The 21,366-nt window shown below is 54.3% G+C and carries 18 protein-coding genes and 1 pseudogene; 3 read left to right on the forward strand and 16 right to left on the reverse strand.

Annotation, left to right across the window (positions count from 1 at the left end; genetic code table 11):
- Positions 1 to 99 precede the first annotated feature (99 nt).
- The 14 genes from CCB157_RS08810 to refZ all read right to left on the reverse strand — a co-directional run bounded on the left by CCB157_RS08810 (position 100) and on the right by refZ (position 14,166).
- Complete coding sequence (locus CCB157_RS08810) at positions 100 to 1,098, reverse strand: class I SAM-dependent methyltransferase (protein ID WP_077615543.1); 999 nt, start codon at positions 1,096 to 1,098, stop codon at positions 100 to 102.
- Between the two features lie 132 nt (positions 1,099 to 1,230).
- The gene (locus tag CCB157_RS08815) at positions 1,231 to 2,061 is read right to left on the reverse strand and encodes an energy-coupling factor transporter transmembrane component T family protein (RefSeq protein WP_077615544.1); all 831 of its coding nucleotides are present in this window, start codon (positions 2,059 to 2,061) and stop codon (positions 1,231 to 1,233) included.
- Positions 2,033 to 3,763, reverse strand: a complete 1,731-nt coding sequence (locus CCB157_RS08820; protein ID WP_077615545.1) for an ABC transporter ATP-binding protein — start codon at positions 3,761 to 3,763, stop codon at positions 2,033 to 2,035. Before CCB157_RS08820 ends, CCB157_RS08815 begins: the two co-directional genes overlap by 29 nt.
- Positions 3,764 to 3,930: 167 nt before the next feature.
- The gene (locus tag CCB157_RS08825; RefSeq protein ID WP_077615546.1) at positions 3,931 to 4,485 is read right to left on the reverse strand and encodes an ECF-type riboflavin transporter substrate-binding protein; all 555 of its coding nucleotides are present in this window, start codon (positions 4,483 to 4,485) and stop codon (positions 3,931 to 3,933) included.
- A gap of 29 nt (positions 4,486 to 4,514) precedes the next feature.
- On the reverse strand, positions 4,515 to 5,396 hold the full coding sequence (locus CCB157_RS08830) for an SAM hydrolase/SAM-dependent halogenase family protein (RefSeq protein WP_077615547.1): 882 nt from the start codon (positions 5,394 to 5,396) through the stop codon (positions 4,515 to 4,517).
- Positions 5,397 to 5,631: 235 nt separating this feature from the next.
- Entirely contained in the window at positions 5,632 to 6,153 is a 522-nt protein-coding gene (ytfJ, locus tag CCB157_RS08835; RefSeq protein ID WP_077615548.1) for a GerW family sporulation protein, read from the reverse strand.
- Positions 6,126 to 6,776, reverse strand: coding sequence for a DUF2953 domain-containing protein (locus tag CCB157_RS08840; protein ID WP_077615549.1), 651 nt, complete (start codon positions 6,774 to 6,776; stop codon positions 6,126 to 6,128). The genes ytfJ and CCB157_RS08840 overlap by 28 nt, the downstream gene beginning before the upstream one ends.
- A gap of 143 nt (positions 6,777 to 6,919) precedes the next feature.
- Entirely contained in the window at positions 6,920 to 8,503 is a 1,584-nt protein-coding gene (mbcS, locus tag CCB157_RS08845) for an acyl-CoA synthetase MbcS (RefSeq protein WP_077615550.1), read from the reverse strand.
- 139 nt (positions 8,504 to 8,642) lie between these two features.
- Positions 8,643 to 8,843 (reverse strand): alpha/beta-type small acid-soluble spore protein, encoded by a 201-nt coding sequence (locus CCB157_RS08850; RefSeq protein ID WP_077615551.1) that lies wholly within the window; start codon positions 8,841 to 8,843, stop codon positions 8,643 to 8,645.
- Positions 8,844 to 8,936: 93 nt separating this feature from the next.
- Positions 8,937 to 10,139: a tRNA uracil 4-sulfurtransferase ThiI gene (gene thiI, locus CCB157_RS08855; protein ID WP_077615552.1), complete on the reverse strand. Its 1,203-nt coding sequence runs from the start codon at positions 10,137 to 10,139 to the stop codon at positions 8,937 to 8,939.
- 5 nt (positions 10,140 to 10,144) lie between these two features.
- Positions 10,145 to 11,287, reverse strand: coding sequence for a cysteine desulfurase family protein (locus CCB157_RS08860; protein WP_077615553.1), 1,143 nt, complete (start codon positions 11,285 to 11,287; stop codon positions 10,145 to 10,147).
- Between the two features lie 279 nt (positions 11,288 to 11,566).
- On the reverse strand, positions 11,567 to 11,812 hold the full coding sequence (locus CCB157_RS08865; RefSeq protein WP_143286985.1) for a septation ring formation regulator EzrA: 246 nt from the start codon (positions 11,810 to 11,812) through the stop codon (positions 11,567 to 11,569).
- Entirely contained in the window at positions 11,784 to 13,262 is a 1,479-nt protein-coding gene (locus CCB157_RS08870) for a septation ring formation regulator EzrA (RefSeq protein WP_077615555.1), read from the reverse strand. Before CCB157_RS08870 ends, CCB157_RS08865 begins: the two co-directional genes overlap by 29 nt.
- Before the next feature lie 229 nt (positions 13,263 to 13,491).
- Positions 13,492 to 14,166 (reverse strand): forespore capture DNA-binding protein RefZ, encoded by a 675-nt coding sequence (refZ, locus tag CCB157_RS08875; protein WP_077615556.1) that lies wholly within the window; start codon positions 14,164 to 14,166, stop codon positions 13,492 to 13,494.
- Between the two features lie 150 nt (positions 14,167 to 14,316).
- On the opposite strand from refZ, the gene msrC reads away from it, so the two are divergent.
- Positions 14,317 to 14,796, forward strand: a complete 480-nt coding sequence (gene msrC, locus CCB157_RS08880; protein WP_077615557.1) for a free L-methionine (R)-S-oxide reductase MsrC — start codon at positions 14,317 to 14,319, stop codon at positions 14,794 to 14,796.
- Between the two features lie 41 nt (positions 14,797 to 14,837).
- Here the strand turns inward: msrC and CCB157_RS08885 are convergent, their stop codons facing one another.
- Positions 14,838 to 16,703 (reverse strand): sensor domain-containing diguanylate cyclase, encoded by a 1,866-nt coding sequence (locus CCB157_RS08885; RefSeq protein WP_158077255.1) that lies wholly within the window; start codon positions 16,701 to 16,703, stop codon positions 14,838 to 14,840.
- A gap of 577 nt (positions 16,704 to 17,280) precedes the next feature.
- Here CCB157_RS08885 and rpsD point away from each other — a divergent pair.
- Positions 17,281 to 17,883, forward strand: a complete 603-nt coding sequence (gene rpsD / locus CCB157_RS08890) for a 30S ribosomal protein S4 (RefSeq protein ID WP_077615559.1) — start codon at positions 17,281 to 17,283, stop codon at positions 17,881 to 17,883.
- Positions 17,884 to 18,287: 404 nt separating this feature from the next.
- On the forward strand, positions 18,288 to 21,032 hold the full coding sequence (locus CCB157_RS08900) for a transglycosylase domain-containing protein (RefSeq protein ID WP_077615561.1): 2,745 nt from the start codon (positions 18,288 to 18,290) through the stop codon (positions 21,030 to 21,032).
- 42 nt (positions 21,033 to 21,074) lie between these two features.
- Here CCB157_RS08900 and CCB157_RS18030 read toward each other — a convergent pair.
- Positions 21,075 to 21,366: pseudogene (locus CCB157_RS18030) on the reverse strand (group II intron reverse transcriptase/maturase); the annotation flags it as partial.

A 21,366-nucleotide genomic window follows, 5' to 3' on the forward strand; every position in this document is an offset into this window, starting at 1 on the left:
TTTTTATTATGCACACATCAAGCGGCATGATATGAATCCGCAGCAAGAGGAAGCCCGTCGCTTTGAAGCGGAGGCGCAGCGTTTCTGCCCATCGGAGCCTCAATTCCCTGCCGGTCGGGCGCCTTCCGAGCGCCGTTCTTCAAACCATCGATTGATATGGGCGATGGCGGACGCCATCCGTTTCGGATCCTGAAAGCTCGGCAATTCCGCGAGCAACGCTTGTTTCGGCGGTTGGATTCCCTCGCCCTTCTTTTGGAGCAGCATGATGCTTTTCGCCACTTCTTTGTTTTTAAAAATCGACAGCGGCAGCTGCAGGAACCCCAAGATATGCGCTTCATCCTTGATGAGCTTGTGCAGGCGTTTGTCGCGATCGCTTTCAAACAAGTTGTTCGGCACCAAAAACAACAAGTAGCCGCCGGGCTTGGCATGATTCAAGCCCTTTTCGATGAACAGAAAATGGGCAAACGGGCGCCCTTCTTGGGTTCCGAGTTGAAAGTTTTTGGCGTTTTCGTCATCGGGATAATAACCCACGGGCAGATCGGCAACGATGAGATCGACCGGATCGATGAGGAGCGGGCGCAGGCTGTCTTGGTGGTACAGTTCGATTTCATGCTGTTGCAAATCGGCGTTGGCCGCCGCCAATTTGACGAGCAACTCGTCGACTTCGACGCCGAAAGCGGCACCAATCTTGCGCTCCGTTTGATTGAGGAGCGCCGTCAGCAGGTTGGCGGTGCCGACGGCAGGGTCAAGAACGCTATACCCGTCGGGCAGCCGCAATTGATTGACCAAATAAGCCATAAACAGGGCGACGGCGTCGGGCGTCATCTGGTGATGCGCTTGCACGCCGCCTTTCATGCCTTTTAAAAGCGCAAGCTGCATCGCCCGCCGCACCTCTTCGGGCGTCGTCTTTAATTTATAAAGAGGGGCGTAAAGCTTCTCGAGTTCTTCGCGCGGCCCGTATTGAATCTCCATTGAAGCGATGTTTTCCGCGGTGAAATATAAACCATCCAAATAGGTCGTGGATTCTTTTTCAGCAATCATCGAGGCTGATTCGTCCAGCACTTCGAACCAGCGGGTCGTCACATCTGAGGAGCTCATCCAAGTTCCCTCCCGTATCAGTCATCCTCCCTAAATCATACAAAAAACGGCGGGCCGTGACAAAGCAACGGACCCGCATCATTGATCATATCGCATTTAACCTTATGCCATACATCCGCACCGCGGCGCCGGTCATGAAAACGGGTTGTAAAAACGCGTCTTATCGTGGAAAGTGATGAGAAGGGACAAAACAAAGATGAGCCCCATGACGCCCAAAGCGATATAATCCCGCCTCGCAAACGGACGGGCGCTGTACCAAGTGCGCCGCTTCTTTTTTCCGAAACCGCGCAAGGCCATCGCGTTCGTGATCGTTTCTATCCGATCCAGGCTGGTGAAGATGAGCGGAAAAAGGATCGCCAGCGCGTTTTTGACCCGTTTCGGCAATTTTTCCTTTCTCGACAAATCGATGCCGCGCGCCTGTTGGGCATGGGCGATGGTGCGGAAATCACGCTGAATGTCGGGAATGTAGCGCAAGGCGAGCGCCACGGAAAAAGCGATCCGGTAACTGACGCCGATCCGGTTGAGCGACGCCGCAAATTCGCTCGGATGCGTCGTCACGATAAAAAGAAGGGCGGCGGGCAAGACGGTCAAATATTTCATCGTGATATTCAGCTGGTAAAAGAGCTGTTCAAGCGTGACGTCATAGTGTCCGGGCAAAGGGAACAGCACGTGCTTCGTCCCGTAAATTTTCACGCCTTCTTGCGGCGAAAAAAGATAGATCGCGATGTCGTTCAAAGCTAAAAACACGAGAATGAAAATGAGGATGAAGGAAATTTCGGCCACCCTCACCTTTGAAATTTTAAAAACGGCGACGCTCGCCAAGAAGAAAAAGGCCAACACCCGCGTATCATACGTCAGCATGGCGGCGCCCGACCACATGAAGAAACATAGGAGCTTCGTCGCCCCGGTCAAGCGGTGGATCGGGGAGTCCCTCTCAATATACGACAACATCTTTGCGGTCATGCCCTCTCGCCTCCTTATCGTAGGCGATAAATCGCCGGACAAACTCCACAGGATCGCCGATGCCGGCCCGCACTGCCAGCTCAAAAAGAGAAGTGGTCCGCAAGTTCGCCCGCCGCATCACATCCGGATCGGCGAGAACGCGGACGGCCGACTCGTCAGCGATGACGCGCCCGTCCGCCATCACGATCGCACGCGGCGTATATTCCAGCATGAGGTGCATGTCGTGCGTGATCATGAGAATCGTGATCCCGCGACGGTTCAACTCCGTCAAAAACTCCATGATTTCCGTATAATGCCGAAAATCTTGTCCCGCCGTCGGCTCGTCCAGAATGAGGATCTCTGGTTCAAGCGCCAGCACCGACGCGATCGTCGCCCGCTTTTTTTGGCCAAAACTGAGCGCGGCGATCGGCCAATGGCGAAACGGCCAGAGACCGCAAATTTTAAGCGTTTTTTCAACCCGTTCTTCGATCTCTTGATCGGAAAATCCTCTGGCCACAAGTCCCAAAGCGACTTCATCAAAAAGCATTTGTTTTGAGATCATATGGTTCGGATTTTGCATGACCAGTCCGATCTTCAGCGCGCGTTCCTTGATCGTCGCGGCGGTCATGTCTCGGCCGTCCACGACGATTTCGCCGGAGTCCGGCTTTTCAAAACCGCAGATCAGTTTGGTGAGCGTCGATTTGCCCGCGCCGTTTTTCCCGACGAGGCTGACCATTTCGCCTTTTCCTATAGAAAAAGAAACGCCGTGGATGACTTCACGGCCGGGCGCATAGCCAAAGCGGATATCTTTTAGTTCCAAGACCGGCGGCGCTTTCGGCTTTTCGGCGGGCGAATCGATGGCTTCATACCAGCGATACAGCCGCTCTCTCACCGGGTTCATCTCCATCGCGTCGAGACGGGCCGGGCGCATCGCCGGAGTCACCTCGCAGCCGGCGTATTTTAATGCTTTGACATAAAGAGGCTCCCGTATGCCGTTTTCCTCTAATGCCGAAGAAGCCAACACTTGATCGGGAGCGCCTTCGGCGACGATGCGCCCGTCGTTCATGACAACAATCCGGTCGACGTGGGCGTGCAAGACATCTTCAAGGCGATGCTCGATGATCACGACGGTCGCCTTCATCTCTTTTTGTATGCGGTCGATGAGGGCCATGGCCCGCTTCCCTGCGGCGGGATCCAGATTGGCCAAAGGCTCATCGAAAAGCAAAATGCGGACGTGATCCACCATCACCCCGGCGAGCGCCGTCCTTTGCTTTTGGCCCCCGGACAACTGATGCACGGAAGCCAAAAGATGCTGCTCCATCTCGACCGCCCTGGAAGCTTCCTCGACGCGGGCGACCATTTCGCTTTGGGGCAGGCCGTCGTTTTCCAAGGCAAAGGCGATATCTTCTCCAACGGTGATTCCGACGAACTGGGCGTCGGGATCTTGCACAACCGTCCCAACCATTTTGGAAAGCGCGTAGATGCCCTTGTCTTTCGCCTCTTGGCCGAGGATTTTCAAGCTCCCGGTGACCTCGCCCTTATAGGAAAACGGGATCAAACCGTTCAGGCAATGGGCCAACGTGCTTTTCCCCGACCCTGAAGGGCCGACGATCACCACTTTTTCCCCTTCATAGATCGTTAAATTGATGTCGTATAGCGTCGGCTGCGCTTGGCTGCGATATTTAAATCCGAAGTGGTTGAATTCAATCACGGGTTTTGCCATCGTTCTCTCCTACCAAAAGCCGATTCGTCTTAAAAAGATGATTCGGAAGCGGATTTTCAATCCCAACAAAAAGGCATGGATAAAGCCGCACGGATGCGCGGCTTGACTTCTTTGAATGGGCACGCGAAAAGCGGCCACACATAAAACCTTTCAAAAACGGACGGCGATCATTCTTTTTCAAGGCTTCCGCTTTTGCTCCGGGTTTTGGCATAGCCGAACAACAACAGCGTGCCGATGACCCCGACGGTGATCATATTGGCGATGCCGGCGACGAGGCCTTGCAGATAAACTTTATTCGCCGGTTCCGCATAAATGAGAATATCAAGCGTCGGCGCGATCAGGAACCAGCCGACGGCTTGGGCGACGACTTGCACAATATTAAAAAGGACGATCTTTTTCACGCCGAATTCGCCTTCATCGATCTTGATTTTATTGGATGAAAGGCCGATGAAAAGCCCGACGAGCGCGGAAACGATGACCCAGCTCCACCACGGCGAGCCGTACATGATGAGATCTTTTAATGCATGTCCGATGAGTCCGATCAAGGCCCCGGCGACGGGACCGAACAGCACGGCCATTAAAGCAAGAAAAGCATAAGACGTCTCAATCGTTGTATTCGGGACGCCCGTCGGTAGGGAAACAAATCTTCCCAAAATGACGAACACGGCGGCGCCGATCCCGATCGCGACGATCGTTTTGATGGACAATTTTTCCCCCTGCATGGCGTTTCCTCCCCTATCAATCCTTGAATCTATATTTTACAAATGGATATGCGCCAATCCTTGCCATTGCCGATGCCGTTTGCGTCTGCGAACGAGCCTTGGTTGATGGCGACACCCACATTGTCTAATGAATTGACATAAACGATGGGTTCACCGACACGCGTATCGCTGAACGTGCGGCCGAACGTCATCGTCTCTTTATACACCTCACGGACGCGATGATAAATGGCGACTTCCAAACGGTCGCCATAATGGATCCCCGCATCTTTGAGAAGGCGGCGATGAATATTTGTCCAAAGATTGCCAAAGCGAATATCGAGGACATCGATGTTCCCGACGATGCGCCCATCTTTTATACAAGCTTCCGCTACGGGCAGTTCAACCAACGAGTCGATGGCCACCGCCGGTCCGAGCTGCGCAAAAGCGATTTGCCGCGCGGCCAGCCGTGCCCCCGTATAGGCGTAGATGTCCCGGCCGTGAAACGTATAAGAATATTCGGAATCGGGACGGCGGTTCGCCCTTTCGTCGATCATGCGTGCGGCTTCAATCCCTATGAATTTTTTCAAATGAGTCAACGTCCCGTTGTCCGGCGTGATCACATAATGCCCGGCAGCCGTTCGCACAGCAACGCTGCGGCGTTCCGAGCCGACCCCCGGATCCACCACGGAAACAAAGACGGTGCCCTTCGGCCAATAAGAGATCGTCTGATAGAGGCGGTAAGAAGCTTCCCAAATGTCATATTGCGGAATATCATGGGTTAAATCGAAAATCCGAACGGAAGGGTCCACCGAATTGGCGACGCCGTACATGGCGCAGACAGCTCCATCGCTTCGCCCGAAATCCGATTGCAAAACCAATAGTTTGTTCCCTTGATCTTCACCGGCGTTGCGCCCATCCTTTGCTTCTAGCATGTTTACCCCCTGCTGACTTTGATCATGCCCGTCAGGCTTATCTCCCGCGGGCAGGGCATTGCGATTCTTGCTGCATATAGGCAAGTTCAGAAATAATGTTTATTTCTTTATTGTTTTTATTAAATAAAATACAGAAAACGTGAAAAAAATGCAATCCCCATCTGTCCTTTTTCACATAAAAGAAAAGGGCATCGGCGGCGGATCCCGGGAAATGAAAAAGCCGACCGCGGGACGGTCAGCTTTCCGAGTCATACGGCTCATAATTCACTCTGTGACGGATGACGCCCCGTTGCTCTTTTCCCCCGGAGTCGCCTTTGGGCTGTTGGCCGTCTTTTCCGCCCGTTCCGGTGACGATCGCTTGCAGCTTTTCGACGACCTGGGGCGCCAGATCAAGCAGTCTTTCGTATATATGGGTGCTGTTGTCCAAATGAATCGTTTTCACGCCGCCGGGACCGACGATGAGAAAAGCGATCGGCGTGATCGAAACGCCGCCCCCGGATCCGCCGCCGAAGGGCAGGCTCGACCCGGAACCGGAACCCGAGGCATCCGAATCCTCATAACCGCCGCTTTGTCCTTGGCCGCTCATTTGAAATTCGCTGCCGCCCGCCGCAAATCCGAATCCGACTTTCGACACCGTCAAAATGACATTTCCGTCGGGGGTTTCGATCGGATCGCCGATGATCGTGTTCACATCGGTCATTTCTTGCAGGCTTTCCAAAGCCGTTTTCATTAAGCCCTGTATGGGATGTTCCGACATGTCCCGCCATGCCTCCCTTTCCTTAGTTTCGCGATTCGGCAAGCTGTGAGGATAGCTTGCCCGAGGCGAACGGATATCATGCAGCGGAGATGGGTTCGAAACGCCGGCGCCCCGTAAATCGGCCGGACGTCTATCAGGGGCTGGTCCATCCGGGAACCCAGACCGCCGAGACAGGCGAGCACGTTCGCCTTCAGCGTCCAAATGACGCCTGCGGTGAATGCCGTTGCGGCCGCATCCTCCAGTCCGATGGACGTCGCCCAGTACAATTTTTTGACGCGAAGCGCGGCAATGAACGGGCGAACGGCTTCTCCTTCCCGCCATGTTTTCCGCAAACGTTTCAGCCAACCGGCGGCCTGCCGTTCGCGCCGCGCTTGTTCCCGCTCCTGTTTTCGCCAGACGCCGTTTTTTTGTTTAAACATGGACACGAACGAGGGAAAGCGTCCGGACGGGTCGGGATATTGAAAAACGGCCAAGCGGATGCCAAACCACTTGATGCGGACTTGCGCGAAATCGCGCCCGTTGCCGAAGCCCGCATCGATCCAGACGGAAACCCGGCTGAAATAGATCAGTACAACGAGGAAAGCCGCGGCAAAAAGAATGAAAAGCCCGATCGCAGCCCACATCGCAGCCACCCGCCCTTAATGTGCTCTCGCTCATAGGTTTTGCAGCGCCGCTGAAAATAAACAAAAAAGAGCCGGGCAATCGGCTCTGTCATTTGAGAACCGCGGCGGCGACCGCAACCGGCACCGCCGCGGTTCGCGACGATTTAATGATGGCTTCCCGCTTTCAATTCCCGTTCGCGCAACTCGACGCGGCGGATTTTTCCGGATGTCGTCTTAGGCAATCCGTCGACAAATTCGATGCGCCGCGGATATTTATAAGGCGCCGTGAGCGCTTTCACGTGTTCCTGCAAGGCGCGGATCAAACCGGGGTCGTTGCGGTCTTCCGGATTTTTCAAGACGACGAAAGCTTTCACGACGTGGCCGCGGATCTCATCGGGGCTGGCGACCACCGCGCATTCCTTCACCTTGGGATGCTTGACGAGCGCATCTTCCACCTCAAACGGGCCGATCGTGTAACCGGAACTAATGATGATGTCGTCGCGCCGGCCTTCAAACCAAAAATATCCGTCCGCGTCTTTTTTCCCTAAATCCCCCGTGATGTAGTACTCCCCTCTGAACGCTTGGGCCGTTCGCTCTTCGTCTTTATAGTAATGTTTGAACAGTGCGGGACTGCTTATGTGAACCGCGATGTCGCCGACTTCTCCAACTTCTGCCGGCCGGCCGTCTTCCTTGATGATGTCCACGCGGTTTCCCGGCGTCGGTTTGCCCATCGAACCGGGCTTCGGCTCCACATCGCGCATCGTGCCGACGAGAAGCGTGTTCTCCGTTTGCCCGTAACCGTCGCGAACGACGACGCCGAAATGCCTTTTGAACGTATCGATGACTTCCCGGTTGAGCGGTTCTCCCGCAGAGACCGCACTCCGAAGGGCGGCGAGGCGATACGCTCCGAGATGATCCACTTTGGCCATCAGCCGGTATTCCGTTGGTGTGCAACAAAGCACGTTGATCGACTGTTCATCGAGAATGGATAAATAACGTTCGGCGTCGAACGGTCCGCCGTAAAGGAAACCGGTCGCTCCCGAACCTAAAACCGAAACGAACGGGCTCCATACCCACTTCGCCCAGCCGGGACCCGCGGTCGCCCAGACGGTGTCATCCGGCCGGATATCCAACCAGTGTGTCGCCGCTGTCCGCAAATGGGCGTATGCCCAGCCGTGCACGTGGACAACCCCTTTCGGATGGCCCGTTGTCCCCGAGGTATAGGCCAAAAACGCCATGTCGTCCCGCTTTGTCCGCACCGCCTCGAAATGATCGGGCTTCCCTTTGACAAGCTCGTGGTAAGCGAGCCAATCCGAAGAAGGAGCCTTCCCGCCGCAGACGATTTTAAAGCGGACGGTCGGAGCTTCCGCGGCATCAATGCGATCGGTCAATCCGGCTTGGACGAACACCGCTTTGGCTTCCGCGTGATTTAATCGGTAGGTGAGATCCTGCGGCCGCAGCATTTCCGAGGCGGGGATGATGACGAGCCCGGCTTTGAGCGCGGCAATATAGGCGACGTAAGCCTCGATGGAACGGGGCACCATGATGAGCACGCGTTCGCCTTTTCTAAGGCCCAGAGAAGTGAAACCGTCCGCCAACCGGTTGGCCCGCGCAATCAATTCGCCGTAGGTCACGACGGTCACTTCCCCGTCCGGAGAGAGAAATTTCAGCGCCGCTTTCTCCTTATCGTGCTTTTCGATTTCCTCCGTAAAATTGTAATACTCGGGAGCGATTAAGTTTTCCACCATTTTTCTCCTCCTCCAGGCGATATCCTTCCTCCCTTATTGTACTAAAGAATATCAATTTTTTGAACTTTATTTGCGGATTTTTTCAATAGAAAAGGACGGCCGAAAAGCCGTCCTCTTTAACCATTTTATTATTCAAATGTTAGAATTGACGACCGGCCAATTGTTGTTGCGCCGCCGCCACAAGACGCTTCGTAATCTCCCCGCCGACGGAACCGTTCGCGCGAGAAGTCGTGTCAGCACCGAGCTGAACGCCGAATTCTTGAGCGATTTCGTACTTCATTTGTTCCAACGCTTGCTCGACGCCGGGAACAAGGATTTGGTTGCTGTTGTTGTTTGCCATGGTATTCACCTCCTTGTGTACCTTTATGGTCTGTCAAGAGAGGTGATCCCATTCCATTTTTAATTGGTAATTGTTTGCAAGTCCTCCGGCGCTTTATAACAGAGCGTCCATCGAATCCTCGTGACGGCCGATGTCAATCGTTTCGATGCCGTCAACCGCTGCCTGAACGAGCGCGTCAATGGGAAGATTTTTTTCAAAACGGTTGGCGTGTTCGCGATTCGGTTTCGTCTTGGGCGCCCGCGGCAGAAATAGTGTGCAGCAGTCTTCATAAGGACGAATGGATATGTCGTACGTGTCGATTTCTTTGGCAATCGTCATGATGTCGACTTTATCCATGGCGATGAGCGGCCTGAGGACGGGCAGGTTCGTCACTTCGTTGATCGTGTTCATGCTCTCGAGCGTCTGGCTGGCGACTTGGCCCAAGCTCTCGCCGGTCGCCAAAGCCAAAGCCCCCCTTTGCTCCGCGACGCGTTCGGCGATCCGGAGCATCATGCGGCGCATGATCGTCATTCGATAACTCTCGGGCAAGCTGTCCCGGATCGCGAGCTGCGCTTCGGTAAAAGGCACGATGTGCAATTTCACGTCGCCGCCATAGAAGTGCAGTTTTTCCGCAAGATCGATGACCTTTTGCCGCGCGCGGTCGCTCGTGTACGGCGGGCTGTGGAAGTGGATGGCTTCGACCGTCGCGCCCCGGCGCATGAGTTGGTAACCCGCGACGGGACTGTCGATGCCGCCGGATAACAGGAGCAACACTTTGCCGGCGGAACCAACCGGAAGTCCGCCGGCGGCTTCGTAAGTCCGGCCGCTGATGCGGGCGCGATTTTCTAAAACCTCGACCTTGATCTCCAAATCGGGATGATGAACGTCGACTTTAATGCCTTCCGTGTTCCGTAGCACATGGGCGCCGATCAAGTGATTTAATTCGTTGGAAGGCGTCGGATACTTTTTATTTTTGCGCTTGGTCGATATCTTAAAAGTCCGGATCGGACGATTCGCTTGTTCGCCCAATAAAACTTTCAAGGCCCCGGCTTGCATTTCTTGGAGATCCAGATTCGTTTCGATCGCGGCCCGGATCGACTGAATGCCGAAGACGTGGCGCAGCCGTTCGGCCACCTCGTCGCCATTGGCGCCGTTCAAATCGATTTCGATATGGTCATACGGCATCCGCACTTTGACGCTCGGGAGATCTCTCAGCCGTTCGCGGACACGGTGAAACAACAAATCGCTGAACATCTGGCGGTTTTTGCCTTTTAATGCAATTTCCCCAAAACTCAAGACCAACTGATCATAGCGCATCGTTATCACTCCATCGCATTTTTCAATTCGCTCAGCTTACGCGCAAACGTCTGTAAAAAGCGCTCGATTTCTTCCGGTGTATTTTCAAACGACAGGCTGATGCGGACCGCCTGGCGCGCCGCTTCTTCAGGAATGCCGCAAGCCAAAAGGACGGCGCTCGCTTCGCTTTCCTTGGAGGAGCAGGCGGATTTTGTCGAAATGTAAATCCCTTCTTCTTCCAATGCATGGATGAACACTTCGGCGCGCAAGCCATGCACGGTGGCGTTAAGGATGTGCGGCGCGGCGCCTTGCTTCGGGGTGTTCACCGTCACTCCGGGGAGTTCTTCCAAAGCCTGCCGAATGCGCTTCGACAGCTTGTCGAGCGCAGCGATGCCGGTACGGGCGCGTTCCGTCGTCATGCGCATCGCCCGGACAAAAGCGGCGATGGCCGGCAAGTTTTCCGTGCCCGAGCGCAGGCCGTGTTCTTGCCCCCCGCCCGCAAGCAGCGGGGAAAGCTGCACTCCTTCCCGAATGAAAAGGATGCCGGTGCCGCGGGGACCGTGGATTTTATGGCCGCTGATGGTGCACAAATCGATCCCGGCTTCATAAAAATCGAGCGGCACCTTGGTAAAGCCTTGCACGTGATCGACGTGGAACAGCGTCTTCGGCCGTTCTTTTAAAAGGTTGCCGATTTCTTCGACCGGCTGAATCGTGCCCAGCTCATTATTCACGTGAATGACGCTGACCAGAATCGTGTCGTCGCGCAGCGCCCGCTTCACGTCATCGACGGAAATCCGACCTTCCCGGTCGACATCGAGGTAGGTGACGTCGTAGCCGAGCGCTTCCAACTGTTCAAAGGCGGCGCGGCTCGCGGGATGCTCCACCTTGGTGGTGATCATATGCTTGCCGCGCTGGCGATAGCCGAAGGCCACGCCTTTGATCGCCGTGTTATTCCCTTCCGTCCCGCCGGACGTAAAGATGATTTCCTGCTCTTTCACGTTAAGGAGGCGAGCGGCCTGGGCGCGGCATTTGTTCAACAACGCTTCGGCGCGCCCGCCGAGTTTATGGAGGGACGACGGGTTGGCAAAGTACTCTTCCGCCACGGTTTTGTACGTATCGAGCACCTCGGGATATGGTTTGGTCGTCGCGCTGTTATCAAGATAAATCATGACCAAAACTCCTTCTATAATTCCTTACTCGGTTTTGTCCTATTGAAAGGATAACACATTCCGGCAAAAACCATCACTTGCGACCCCCGCACAAAAGGCGGTGCGATGAAAACACCGGTTTTGGCGCATGTGCCGGACGCTTCGGCGACGGGCGCCGCGAAGCATGGCCATAAAAAAACAGAAGCCCCGTCCACGCGAAAACTCGCGGAAGCATTGGCAGTGAACGGGGCCGCGCAGCATGGCCGACCGTGAAAAACCCCCGACCGATCAGATCGGGGGTTAGACGACGTCCTCCACTTCCACTTTAAAGCGTTTGACGACGGACGGATCAATGCGGTAAATCGCGGCGGCCGCAATCTCGACCGCTTCAGCGTAATTATAACTTCTAAAATAATCTTCCGCTTGCAAGAGCGCTTGATGGAGTTCGGGATCGCGGCTTCTGTAACGGTTGCCGTACTGAATCAACTGTTCGGTCAAAATCGCCGATTCGACCATTTCATCGGTTTTCTCGTAGACGAGCCGCACCTTTTCGTTGCGCGTCTTCCAACAGCTGCTGGATGGCGTGCATTTCAAGGGGCTTCACGTCAAGCTTGATGCTGATTTCGTTCAACACTTCTTCGGCGTCATCCACGAGGGTTATGTAGGAGGCAGGTATGCCGGGCAAATTGCTCTTTTGAACTTTTCGCCGGGCTTTAAACAAGCGTTCTTTTAATTTTTGCAGCGTTTCCTTGGCGATCAGTTCATCTTTCCGCAAATTCGTCAAAAACTCTTTAAATTCGTCGGCATTATCGCGCAGCCGTTCGATATGGTGACGCATGTCTTCGATTTTTTCATAAATGATGCTGAAGGCCTGCTTATTTTCCGAGAGCACGGCGCTGACTTCGTCAAATTCCTTCCGGAGCTTTTCAAAAGCCTCATCGATATCCTGTTGGGTCCGCAAATCGCCCGGCTCAATCCGATAGCTTTCTTTTACAAGCTCGGTTTCACGGGCGATCTCCTTCACTTTTTCAGCGACGATTTCCAAATCGCGCCGGACGATCGGAACTTCTTCCCGCAATTGTTTGCGGCTTTCCACTTCTTTTTCCAATTGATTGTACAACCATTCAAGCTGTTCATTGAGATCGGCGATGACCCGTTCCACTTCATCAAATGCCGCTTTTTCCAAACCGTCTTCGCAGGCGGTCAGTTGTTTTCTCATGTCTTTGACCCGCTCATCGATCTTCAGATGGCTCAGCGCGTAGCCTTCCGCCGCCATTTCGGCGACGCCGTTTTCCAGTTCGTCCAATTGCTTCGGCAGCCGGTCGTGGATATCGCGGTAAAATTTCGGTATTTTCCCCATGATGCCGGCCAGTTCGTCCAGCCGTTCTTTGACGCCGCCGAGGATTTCCCGGGCCTTGAGGACGTTGCCCGCCTCTCTCTCCTCTTCAAAACGGGCGAGATCCGATTCAATGTTGGAAAGCTCGGCTTCCACGAATGGAGCCGTCCTTTTATATAAAGGTCGTTTCGCGATCAAGTCTTTTTTCAGGCCGTGATATTTTTCCTTTACGGTCACGATATCCTTGCGGTTTTCCTCTTCGCTTTCGATCACTTCGTTGAGATCGTCCAACATGCGCTTGAGCTTCGCCTCGACCGCTTCCAGGCTGCGTTGGATGTCGATGACCACCTCTTGCGCTTTGCCGAAGCGAAATTTGTCGGCATAATCCTCCGCATCAAAGAGCTTTTCTTCGACCGCCGGCAGATCCGTGGTCACGATTTCATCCCAATCGCGGCGCCACGATTCAAATTTTTTCTCGGTTTCTCCGACCATTTTCAACTCTTTGACCTTGGCGATCTGCTCGGCGATCGGTCGGTTCATCACATCAATCTTCCACGATTCATAGCGATCGATCTCTTGATAAATTTTTCGCCGCATCACCGCTCCGTATATGGCGACCGCCACGACGATAAGAAGGATGGCAACAATGACGTATACCATGACCGAAGCTTCCCCCAATCACCCGAGCCTAGCTCCCGGACATCAAACGACATAGGATATGTATATTTTATGATAACACGGAATGACTTTTTATGACAGCTATTTTCATTTATTTTGCGGTGCATTTCAGGCATTCAACAGGAAAGGGGACGCGCGTCTGCGGATGCACCCATTCAAGCCGGTTTTTGGCGAACACACGCGTTTGTAACGCCCGGCTCCGCCATCGCCATCACCGATCGGCGCTGTCGATGGCGGTCAACGGCGTGAAGCCGTCGGCGGACGGCGAAGGAGATGGGGAAAGCGAAGCGGTCCAACTTTTTACAAACCGCAAATAGCGGGCGAGAAACGGCGGACGGGTCGGCTCCAACGCATGGACCCGCCTTAAATAAAGAGGTTGCAAAAACGGCATGATGATCATCTCGCGGAATTGCAGAATCAAAAAATCGACGGGAAGCGGACGGATGTCCTTTTTGCGCAATCCTTCCGCAAACACATTTTCGAACAAATATTTTTCTTTCATGAGATAAGTGGTCATCAGTTCGCGGACCAGCGTGGAATCGACGGTCACTTCGCGGTGGACGAACAGCGCGACATAAAAACGGTCGTGTTGGTATTGAATGAGCCGCTCGGCCATAAGATAGAGCAAATCGCTCGTGCCCAGACATGCGCCGTCACGAATGGCGGTTTCCAAAACGCGCAAATACCCTTCATAAAAATTTTCCATAAGATGTTCCAAGAGCGCTTTTTTCCCGCCAAAATAATAAGAGATAAGGGCGACGTTGACGCCGGCTTCTTCCGCGATCGCGCGCACGGAAGTGCCATGGTAACCGTACATATGAAACAGGCGGGCGGCCGCGTCCATGACCGCCTGTTTGGTCTCCCGCTTTTTTGCCGCTGGCCGCATGGTTCCACCTCCCGGGAACGAACGGATTTACAATGTTTGCTTCTCTTTTGGGAAGGTGGTTTCCTTCCTAAATTTCTCGACAAAACAGCTGAAAAAACGGCGGAATTCTGCTAGAATGAAGTGATCAGCGACGGATAGGAGGGTGTGCGAATGTTTACCGTTACGGAATATAAAGGGACGCGTGAAGAACAATATGCGCTCGTCGCCAAGCAGTTGAAAGCGTTGATCGCCGACGAATCGGATCGGATCGCCAATTTGGCGAACGCTTCGGCTCTTCTCGCCCAATTTTTAAAGAACATCAATTGGGTCGGTTTTTACGTATTCGACGGAAAGGAACTCGTCCTCGGGCCGTTTCAAGGCCTTCCGGCATGCGTCCGCATTCCGATCGGCAAAGGCGTGTGCGGCACCGCGGCCAAAGAGCGGCGAACAATCGTCGTAGAAGACGTTCATCAATTTGAAGGCCACATCGCCTGTGACGCGGCGTCGCAATCCGAAATCGTCGTGCCGATCGAAATCGACGGCGAACTTTTCGGCGTCCTCGACATCGACAGCCCTGTGAAAGGCCGATTTGACGATGTCGATCGCCGCGGTCTGGAAATGTTTGTGAAAACCCTTGTCGAATTTTTGTAAACAACAAAAAGCGCCGTACCCGGTAACACGGGACGGCCCGTTCATTCACTGAGGAAAACGCGGTTTTTGCCGCGTTTTTTTGCCATATACAGCGCTTTGTCGGCGCGATCGAAAAGATCATTGAGCCCACCGCAGGGCGCATCCCGCCTCCATCCCGCCAGCCCGCAGGAAATCGTCACGGACGGCGAGGTGAGCGTTTTGACGGCGGACACCAATCGATCCGCGACCGCTTTCGCCGACGGGAGTTCGCAGGAGGGCATGTAGACGGCGAGCTCCTCTCCGCCCCAGCGGCAGGCGACATCATCTTTGCGGATATTTCTTTTGATGATATCGCTGATCGCAACGAGCGTGCGGTCGCCCGTCGAATGGCCGTATGTGTCGTTGATCAGCTTAAAATCATCGATGTCGATCAAAAGCAGCACGCCGCAGCGATCTCGGGACAGCGATGCGGCCACCGCCCGGTTGAAATAACTGCGCGTATAAAGCCCCGTCAAATAATCGGTGATCACCTTCTGCTCCAATTCTTCGCGCAAGCGCGCGTTGGCCAGCGCCAACGCGGAATGCTGAACGATCGATTGCAACAGCCGGAACTGATCATAGGAAAAATGGTACGCTTCCTTATCCAAAGCAACGGCCGCTCCGAACAACGCTTCATCGAGATGCATCGGAATGGCGATAAAGGAACGATACGCCGAATTTCGCCCCCACGTTTCGCGCTGCATGTCGCCCAAAAACACGGGTTCATCCTTCGCTTTAAGCTGTTGCGCGATGGATTGAACCAACGTCCGGCCGTCCTCCGTGTGGAAATACGGCGTGCTCTTCGGATAGACCTCGGGCTCGCCGTCGTTTTTCACCAATAAAAATCCGGCTTCGTCCGCATTAAAATCCTTGAGCATCTGCCCGATTAAATAATCCACCGTATCTTCGAAGCGAAGGTTCGCGTTCAGGCGTTGGGACGTCCGGTTCAGCAAGCGTAAATCGGAGATCGATTGCTGGGACTGCTGATAAAGCCGGGCATTTTCAAAAGCATGGCCCGCGGTGCTTGCAAGCAAGGCAATAAACTCGGATTCATCGTCCGGGAACGGCCCGGTGTCCGGCGCAGTCATTTCCAAGACCCCATAGACGCCTTGCCGGCCCGAAAGAGGCGCGTACATCCGCGCATGCGTTTCGGAACGCTCAAAGCGCACTTTGCCGCTCAAAAACGCTTCGGACGCCGCCTGGCTTTCGAGGGAAGCAGCCAGGACGTCCTCCATGGACAAAAGCCGGATTTGAAAGTCGGGATAAAGGGTGTTGAGGGAACGGAGCACCTCGTCCAATATTTCTTGTTCATCCATGGTGGAATGCACTTTTCTCGTCACATCAAACAGATGGCGATAGCGCTTGCCGGCGTTGGCGGCATTGATGAGTTTTTCAACTTGGAACAGCATTTTGCCGCACTCATCGATGATGCGCGTCACCCGGTCGAGCGCTTTTTTGCTCCACCGCTCGGCGGGGGCGATGAGAATGAAAACCCCGAGCGCGCTGCCGCCTCTTCCTGAAAGCGGCCATAGATAACCGGCATGCGCTTCGCCGATCACTCCATCGGGAACGACTCCGTCACCGTTTTTCAGGCGGGCAAACGCCTCACCCTGCAAAAGGTTTTGCAACGTCTCCTTTGTAAAAGACACCGATTCAAGCCGACGGGCCAAATCATGGTTCGACGACACATGAAAGCCGTAGCATGCGCTCGACGGATTATAAAGAAAAACCGTCGCGGAACCGCCGCTCTGTGCGGCAAAGTAGTCGGCAAACGCCTTCCAGACGCGGTTGATCCGACCGGCATAATGCGTTTCGTAAAACAGGTGAACCAAAACATCGCGAATATCCAATTCGTCAAGTTCATGTTCGGACGCATCTTTCAATCCCATGAGCACCCCCCCTGCGCATCTCCGCGTACACGCAAACGATCGGCCGATGTGCCCCGCCATCCGGCTCCCTTTTTACGCCACAGGTTTCAAGAGACCGTCCTAAAGTCCTAGTTCTTAATAATCATTTTATCATAGCCGTGTCAACTCTGTTCAAAAAATCTTGACGAAAACGTCAGACGTGGAAAATCTCAACCCCGTGCCATAGGAACGAGACTTTATTAAGGAACAACGACCGGCCCTTTCATATTTTGACGTCAGCGCGCCAAAATCCTTGCGGCCAGATTAATTTAGGCGATGCGCAGCCTTGACACCATCAGTGGGCGCTTATATAATGGACTTTGTGCAAAATCAGACAGGGTGGCGGAAAGCCGCGCGGAGTTCCCATTTTGTTCCTCTCATCCGGGGCGGAGAGGCGCATCGCGTAACCTCACTGTCGGGCGAGGGTGCGTGAAAACAAAATGGTCCCGCGTGCGCGCCGCCGTTGACTGTCCTTTTATGCATCCACGCAACGCGGAAGACATGCCGATATGCGCCATGTCGCCGGGTTGACAACAAAACAACCAAAGGAGGAGTCAGCATGGCTCGATACACTGGCCCGGCTTGGAAGAAATCCCGCCGTTACGGCATTTCTTTGAGCGGAACGGGCAAAGAGCTCGAAAGACGCCCGTACGCGCCCGGCCAACACGGCCCGAACCAACGCCGCAAGCTTTCCGAGTACGGTCTGCAGCTGCAAGAAAAACAAAAACTTCGTTTCATGTACGGATTGAACGAACGCCAATTCCGCCGCACGTTTGAAGCGGCCGCCAAAATGAAAGGTGTCCATGGCGAAAACTTCATGATTCTCTTGGAAACCCGCCTGGACAACATCGTTTATCGCCTCGGACTCGCCCGTACGCGCCGGCAAGCGCGTCAGCTGGTCAACCACGGCCACATCACGGTGAACGGCAAGTGCGTGGACATTCCGTCTTACCGCGTGAACGTCGGCGATGTGATCGGCGTACGGGAAAAATCGCGCAACCTCGCGATCATCAAAGAAGCGATCGAAGCGACCAACTTTATCCCGGAATATCTGTCTTTCGACGCCGACAAACTGGAAGGCACCCTCACGCGTCTGCCCGAACGCTCGGAACTTCCGGCCGAAATCACCGAAGCGCTCATCGTCGAATTCTATTCGCGCTGATGCGAAAGACCCGGATTTTTCCGGGTCTTTTTTTTATTTCCGATTTCCCGCGCCGGTGCCGCTTTCCTCCCCTCGATAAATGGGACGGCCTCTTTCCACCGCAAACTTTATGATATATTATAGATTGGGTTTTTATAATTGTTTATTTTTATTCATTTTCGCATAGGGAGGAAAAGCCATGCCTTCGCCATCTTCCGGCCTGAGAGCGCTTCTTGCAAAAGCGATCGGCCGTTTGCGCGAGAAAAAAATCTTAAAGGGGCTGCGCATCGGATATAAAACGCTTTGGAGCCTTTTGCTCATTTTGCTCGCCGGCGCCACCGTCGTCGTTTTTTTTCGTCGGCGGCGTCGCCGCCGGTTACTTCGCATCCCTCGTCAAAGACCAACCTATTTTAAGCCGCGAGCAAATGAAAAAGTCCATTCAAAATTACGCCGAGACGAGCACGATTTATTTTGCCGATGGAAAAGAGCTCGGGCGCTTGAAAACCGATTTGATACGGACCGAAGTCGATGTCGACGACGTCGCCCCCGTCTTCATCGACGCGTTGCTGGCGACGGAAGACCAATGGTTTTATGAGCATCACGGCGTCGTCCCGAAAGCGGTGATGCGCGCGATGTACCAAGAATTGACGAACCAGCCGGTCGTCACGGGCGGCAGCACGCTGACGCAGCAACTCGTCAAAAACCAGATCTTGACGAATGAAGTGTCGTTCAAAAGAAAAGCGCAAGAAATTTTGTACGCCCTTCGTTTGGAGCACTTTTTCGACAAAAAAACGATCTTGAACGCATACATCAACCTCGTGCCTTTTGGGCGAAACGCCTCGGGACAAAACATCGCCGGCGTCCAAGCCGCCGCGCGCGGCATTTTCGGCGTCGACGCGAAGGATCTGAACTTGCCGCAAGCCGCCTTTCTCGCTGGGTTGCCGCAAAATCCGTTCGTTTACTCGCCCTATAAAAACGAAGGCGGGTTGAAGGACGACGTCAGCGCCGGCATCCGCCGCGCCCATCTCGTCTTAAGGCGCATGCTCGAATGCGGCGCCATCAACAAAGCGGAATACCAAAAGGCGCTGGCCTATGATTACCGCCGGCATTTCCTCAAAAAATTGGAGCGCCCGGCGGAAGATTATCCTTATCTCATGACCGAAGTCCACGAACGCGCCAAACAGATTCTAGCCAAGCTTGATGCCGAAAAACAAGGCTATGACGGCGAGCGGCTGGCCGCCGATGCCACGAGGCTGTCAAACCTTGAGTACGTCAACCGGCTTCTGCAAAATCAGGGCCATCCGGTCAGCATCGAAGCGACGGTCAAAAAAGCGGGCTACGATTACCAGACTTTGAAAAAACACCGGGACCTTTTTAACGCCTTCTTGGAAAATGCCGAAAAACAGCTGGAACAGAACGGTTACAAAATCTATACGACGATCGACAAGAACGTCTACGACCGCATGCAGAAAGCTGCGGACAGCTACACCGGGTATGATCGGGATCGGGTGTACACGCGGATCAATCCCCAGACCGGCAAAAAAGAAGAAATCCGGCTGCCGATGGAAGTCGGCGCCATGCTGATCGAAAACGACACGGGCAAAATCATTTCGTTTGTCGGCGGACGCAAAGACAAATACGCGTTATCCCAAGTCAATCACGCGACCCAGACGAGGCGGCAAAACGGCTCTTCGATGAAGCCGCTTCTTGATTACGGGCCGGCGATCGAAAACGGCATCATTCAACCCGGCACGATCCTCGCCGATTTGCCGAGCCGATATCCAGGGAACTACGAGCCGCACAACTATGGAACGACGGACAACAACGGCCGTTTCCACGGCCTCGAGACGGCGCGGACCGCTTTGTACGCCTCCCATAACGTGCCGGCGATTCAGGTTTATTGGATGAATCGGCAAAAGTTTAATCCGTTGTCCTATTTGGAAAAAATGGGATTCTCTTCGCTCGTTTACCCGGACAACGGGCCGTTGCCCGTCGGCATCGGCGGCTTGACGATCGGTGTCACCGTCGAGGAAAACACCAACGCTTACGCGACGTTCGCCAACGGCGGAACGTTTGTCGACGCCTACATGATCGAGAAGATCACCGCGAATGACGGAAAAGTCGTCTACCAGCACAAGAAAAGCGAGACGAAGGTGTTTTCGCCGCAAACCTCTTATCTCGTGATCGACATGCTGCGGGACGTCCTCTATCACGCCGGAGGGACGGCCGCCGATATCCCGAGCCGGTTGACCTTTAAAAGCGATTGGTTCGGCAAAACGGGAACGTCGCAAGACTGGCACGATTCTTGGTTCATTGCCGCCAATCCGAACGTCACGCTCGGCATTTGGACGGGGTATGACCAACAAGCGATCACGGTCAACGGGCAAACGTATTCGCTCAAACTGAATCCCGCCACATACCATCAGCAAACCGCCGGATTATGGGCGGCGTTCGCCAACGCGGCCTACGCGGCCGATCCAAAGGTCGCGGCGGCCGGCAAACGCTTCAACATGCCGGCGGGCATCGTCAAGCGGACGTTCTGCGGATTAACGAACGGACCGGCAACGGAAGAGTGCAAGAAGGCGGGGCTGGTCGTCACCGATCTTTTTAACGAAAAGTTTTTGCCGCACGGAGAAGCCGCCGCGTTTAACAGCGACCGCTACGTGGTCTTGAATGGGCGGAAAGTGCGGGCCTTGCCGTCGACGCCCCCGGAATTTACGCAGACGGGGTTGGTGTTGAACCGGGATTTCATCCAAACGCATTTTCCGTATGTTAATCTCAGCGCCGTCCAAAAAACGCCGGGCCTGGATGGCTTCGCCGCCGTCGACGCCTATAAACCGGACAACGCGGCACCCGCGGGCATCCGCCGCCTCATGGTCAATGGAAAATCGCTGAAATGGTCGAAAAGCCCGTCTCAAGATGTCATCGGCTACCGCATTTATTGGGCGCCGATGGAATCTTCGCCGTTTCAAAAAATCGCCGACGTCGTCGGCGGGGATCAATCCTCCTTTACGCTCGGCGATCTGTACGGTTTTTATCGGGTGACGGCCATCGACATCACCGGAAAAGAATCCGAACCGTCGCCGGCGGCGAGCTACGGCGCCAAAGCGGACATGAAGACCCAAACCGATGAAGCGAAATCAGAAACGCAATCGAGTAGGAGGGGGTGACGAACCCCCGTCCCCTCACACCACCTAGCATGCGGGTCCGCACTAGGCGGTTCGCCAATCTTGACGGAGTTCAAAATATCTCTGCGTTAAACTCTTCAGCCCTTGCTTAAGCCAGTAGGCTTTGCCAAGGGCTTTATGCAATTGAGGCGTCCTTGTCGTACGCCAAGCCCCTTTCCGAGTGTTAGCGATCTCGAACACTTCGTGTTCTTTGAGCCCAAGGGCTCTCAGTTCACGAATTCGAGTTCTCACCCTTTTCCATTGGTGCCAACGGCACAGTCTCAACCTTCTTCTTATCCATTCTTCCAGGCGCTTCAAGGGAGAGGGGGTCTCAATT

Origin of the sequence: Caenibacillus caldisaponilyticus, from assembly GCF_002003465.1 — a bacterium.
GTDB classification, from domain to species: domain Bacteria; phylum Bacillota; class Bacilli; order Bacillales; family Sporolactobacillaceae; genus Caenibacillus; species Caenibacillus caldisaponilyticus.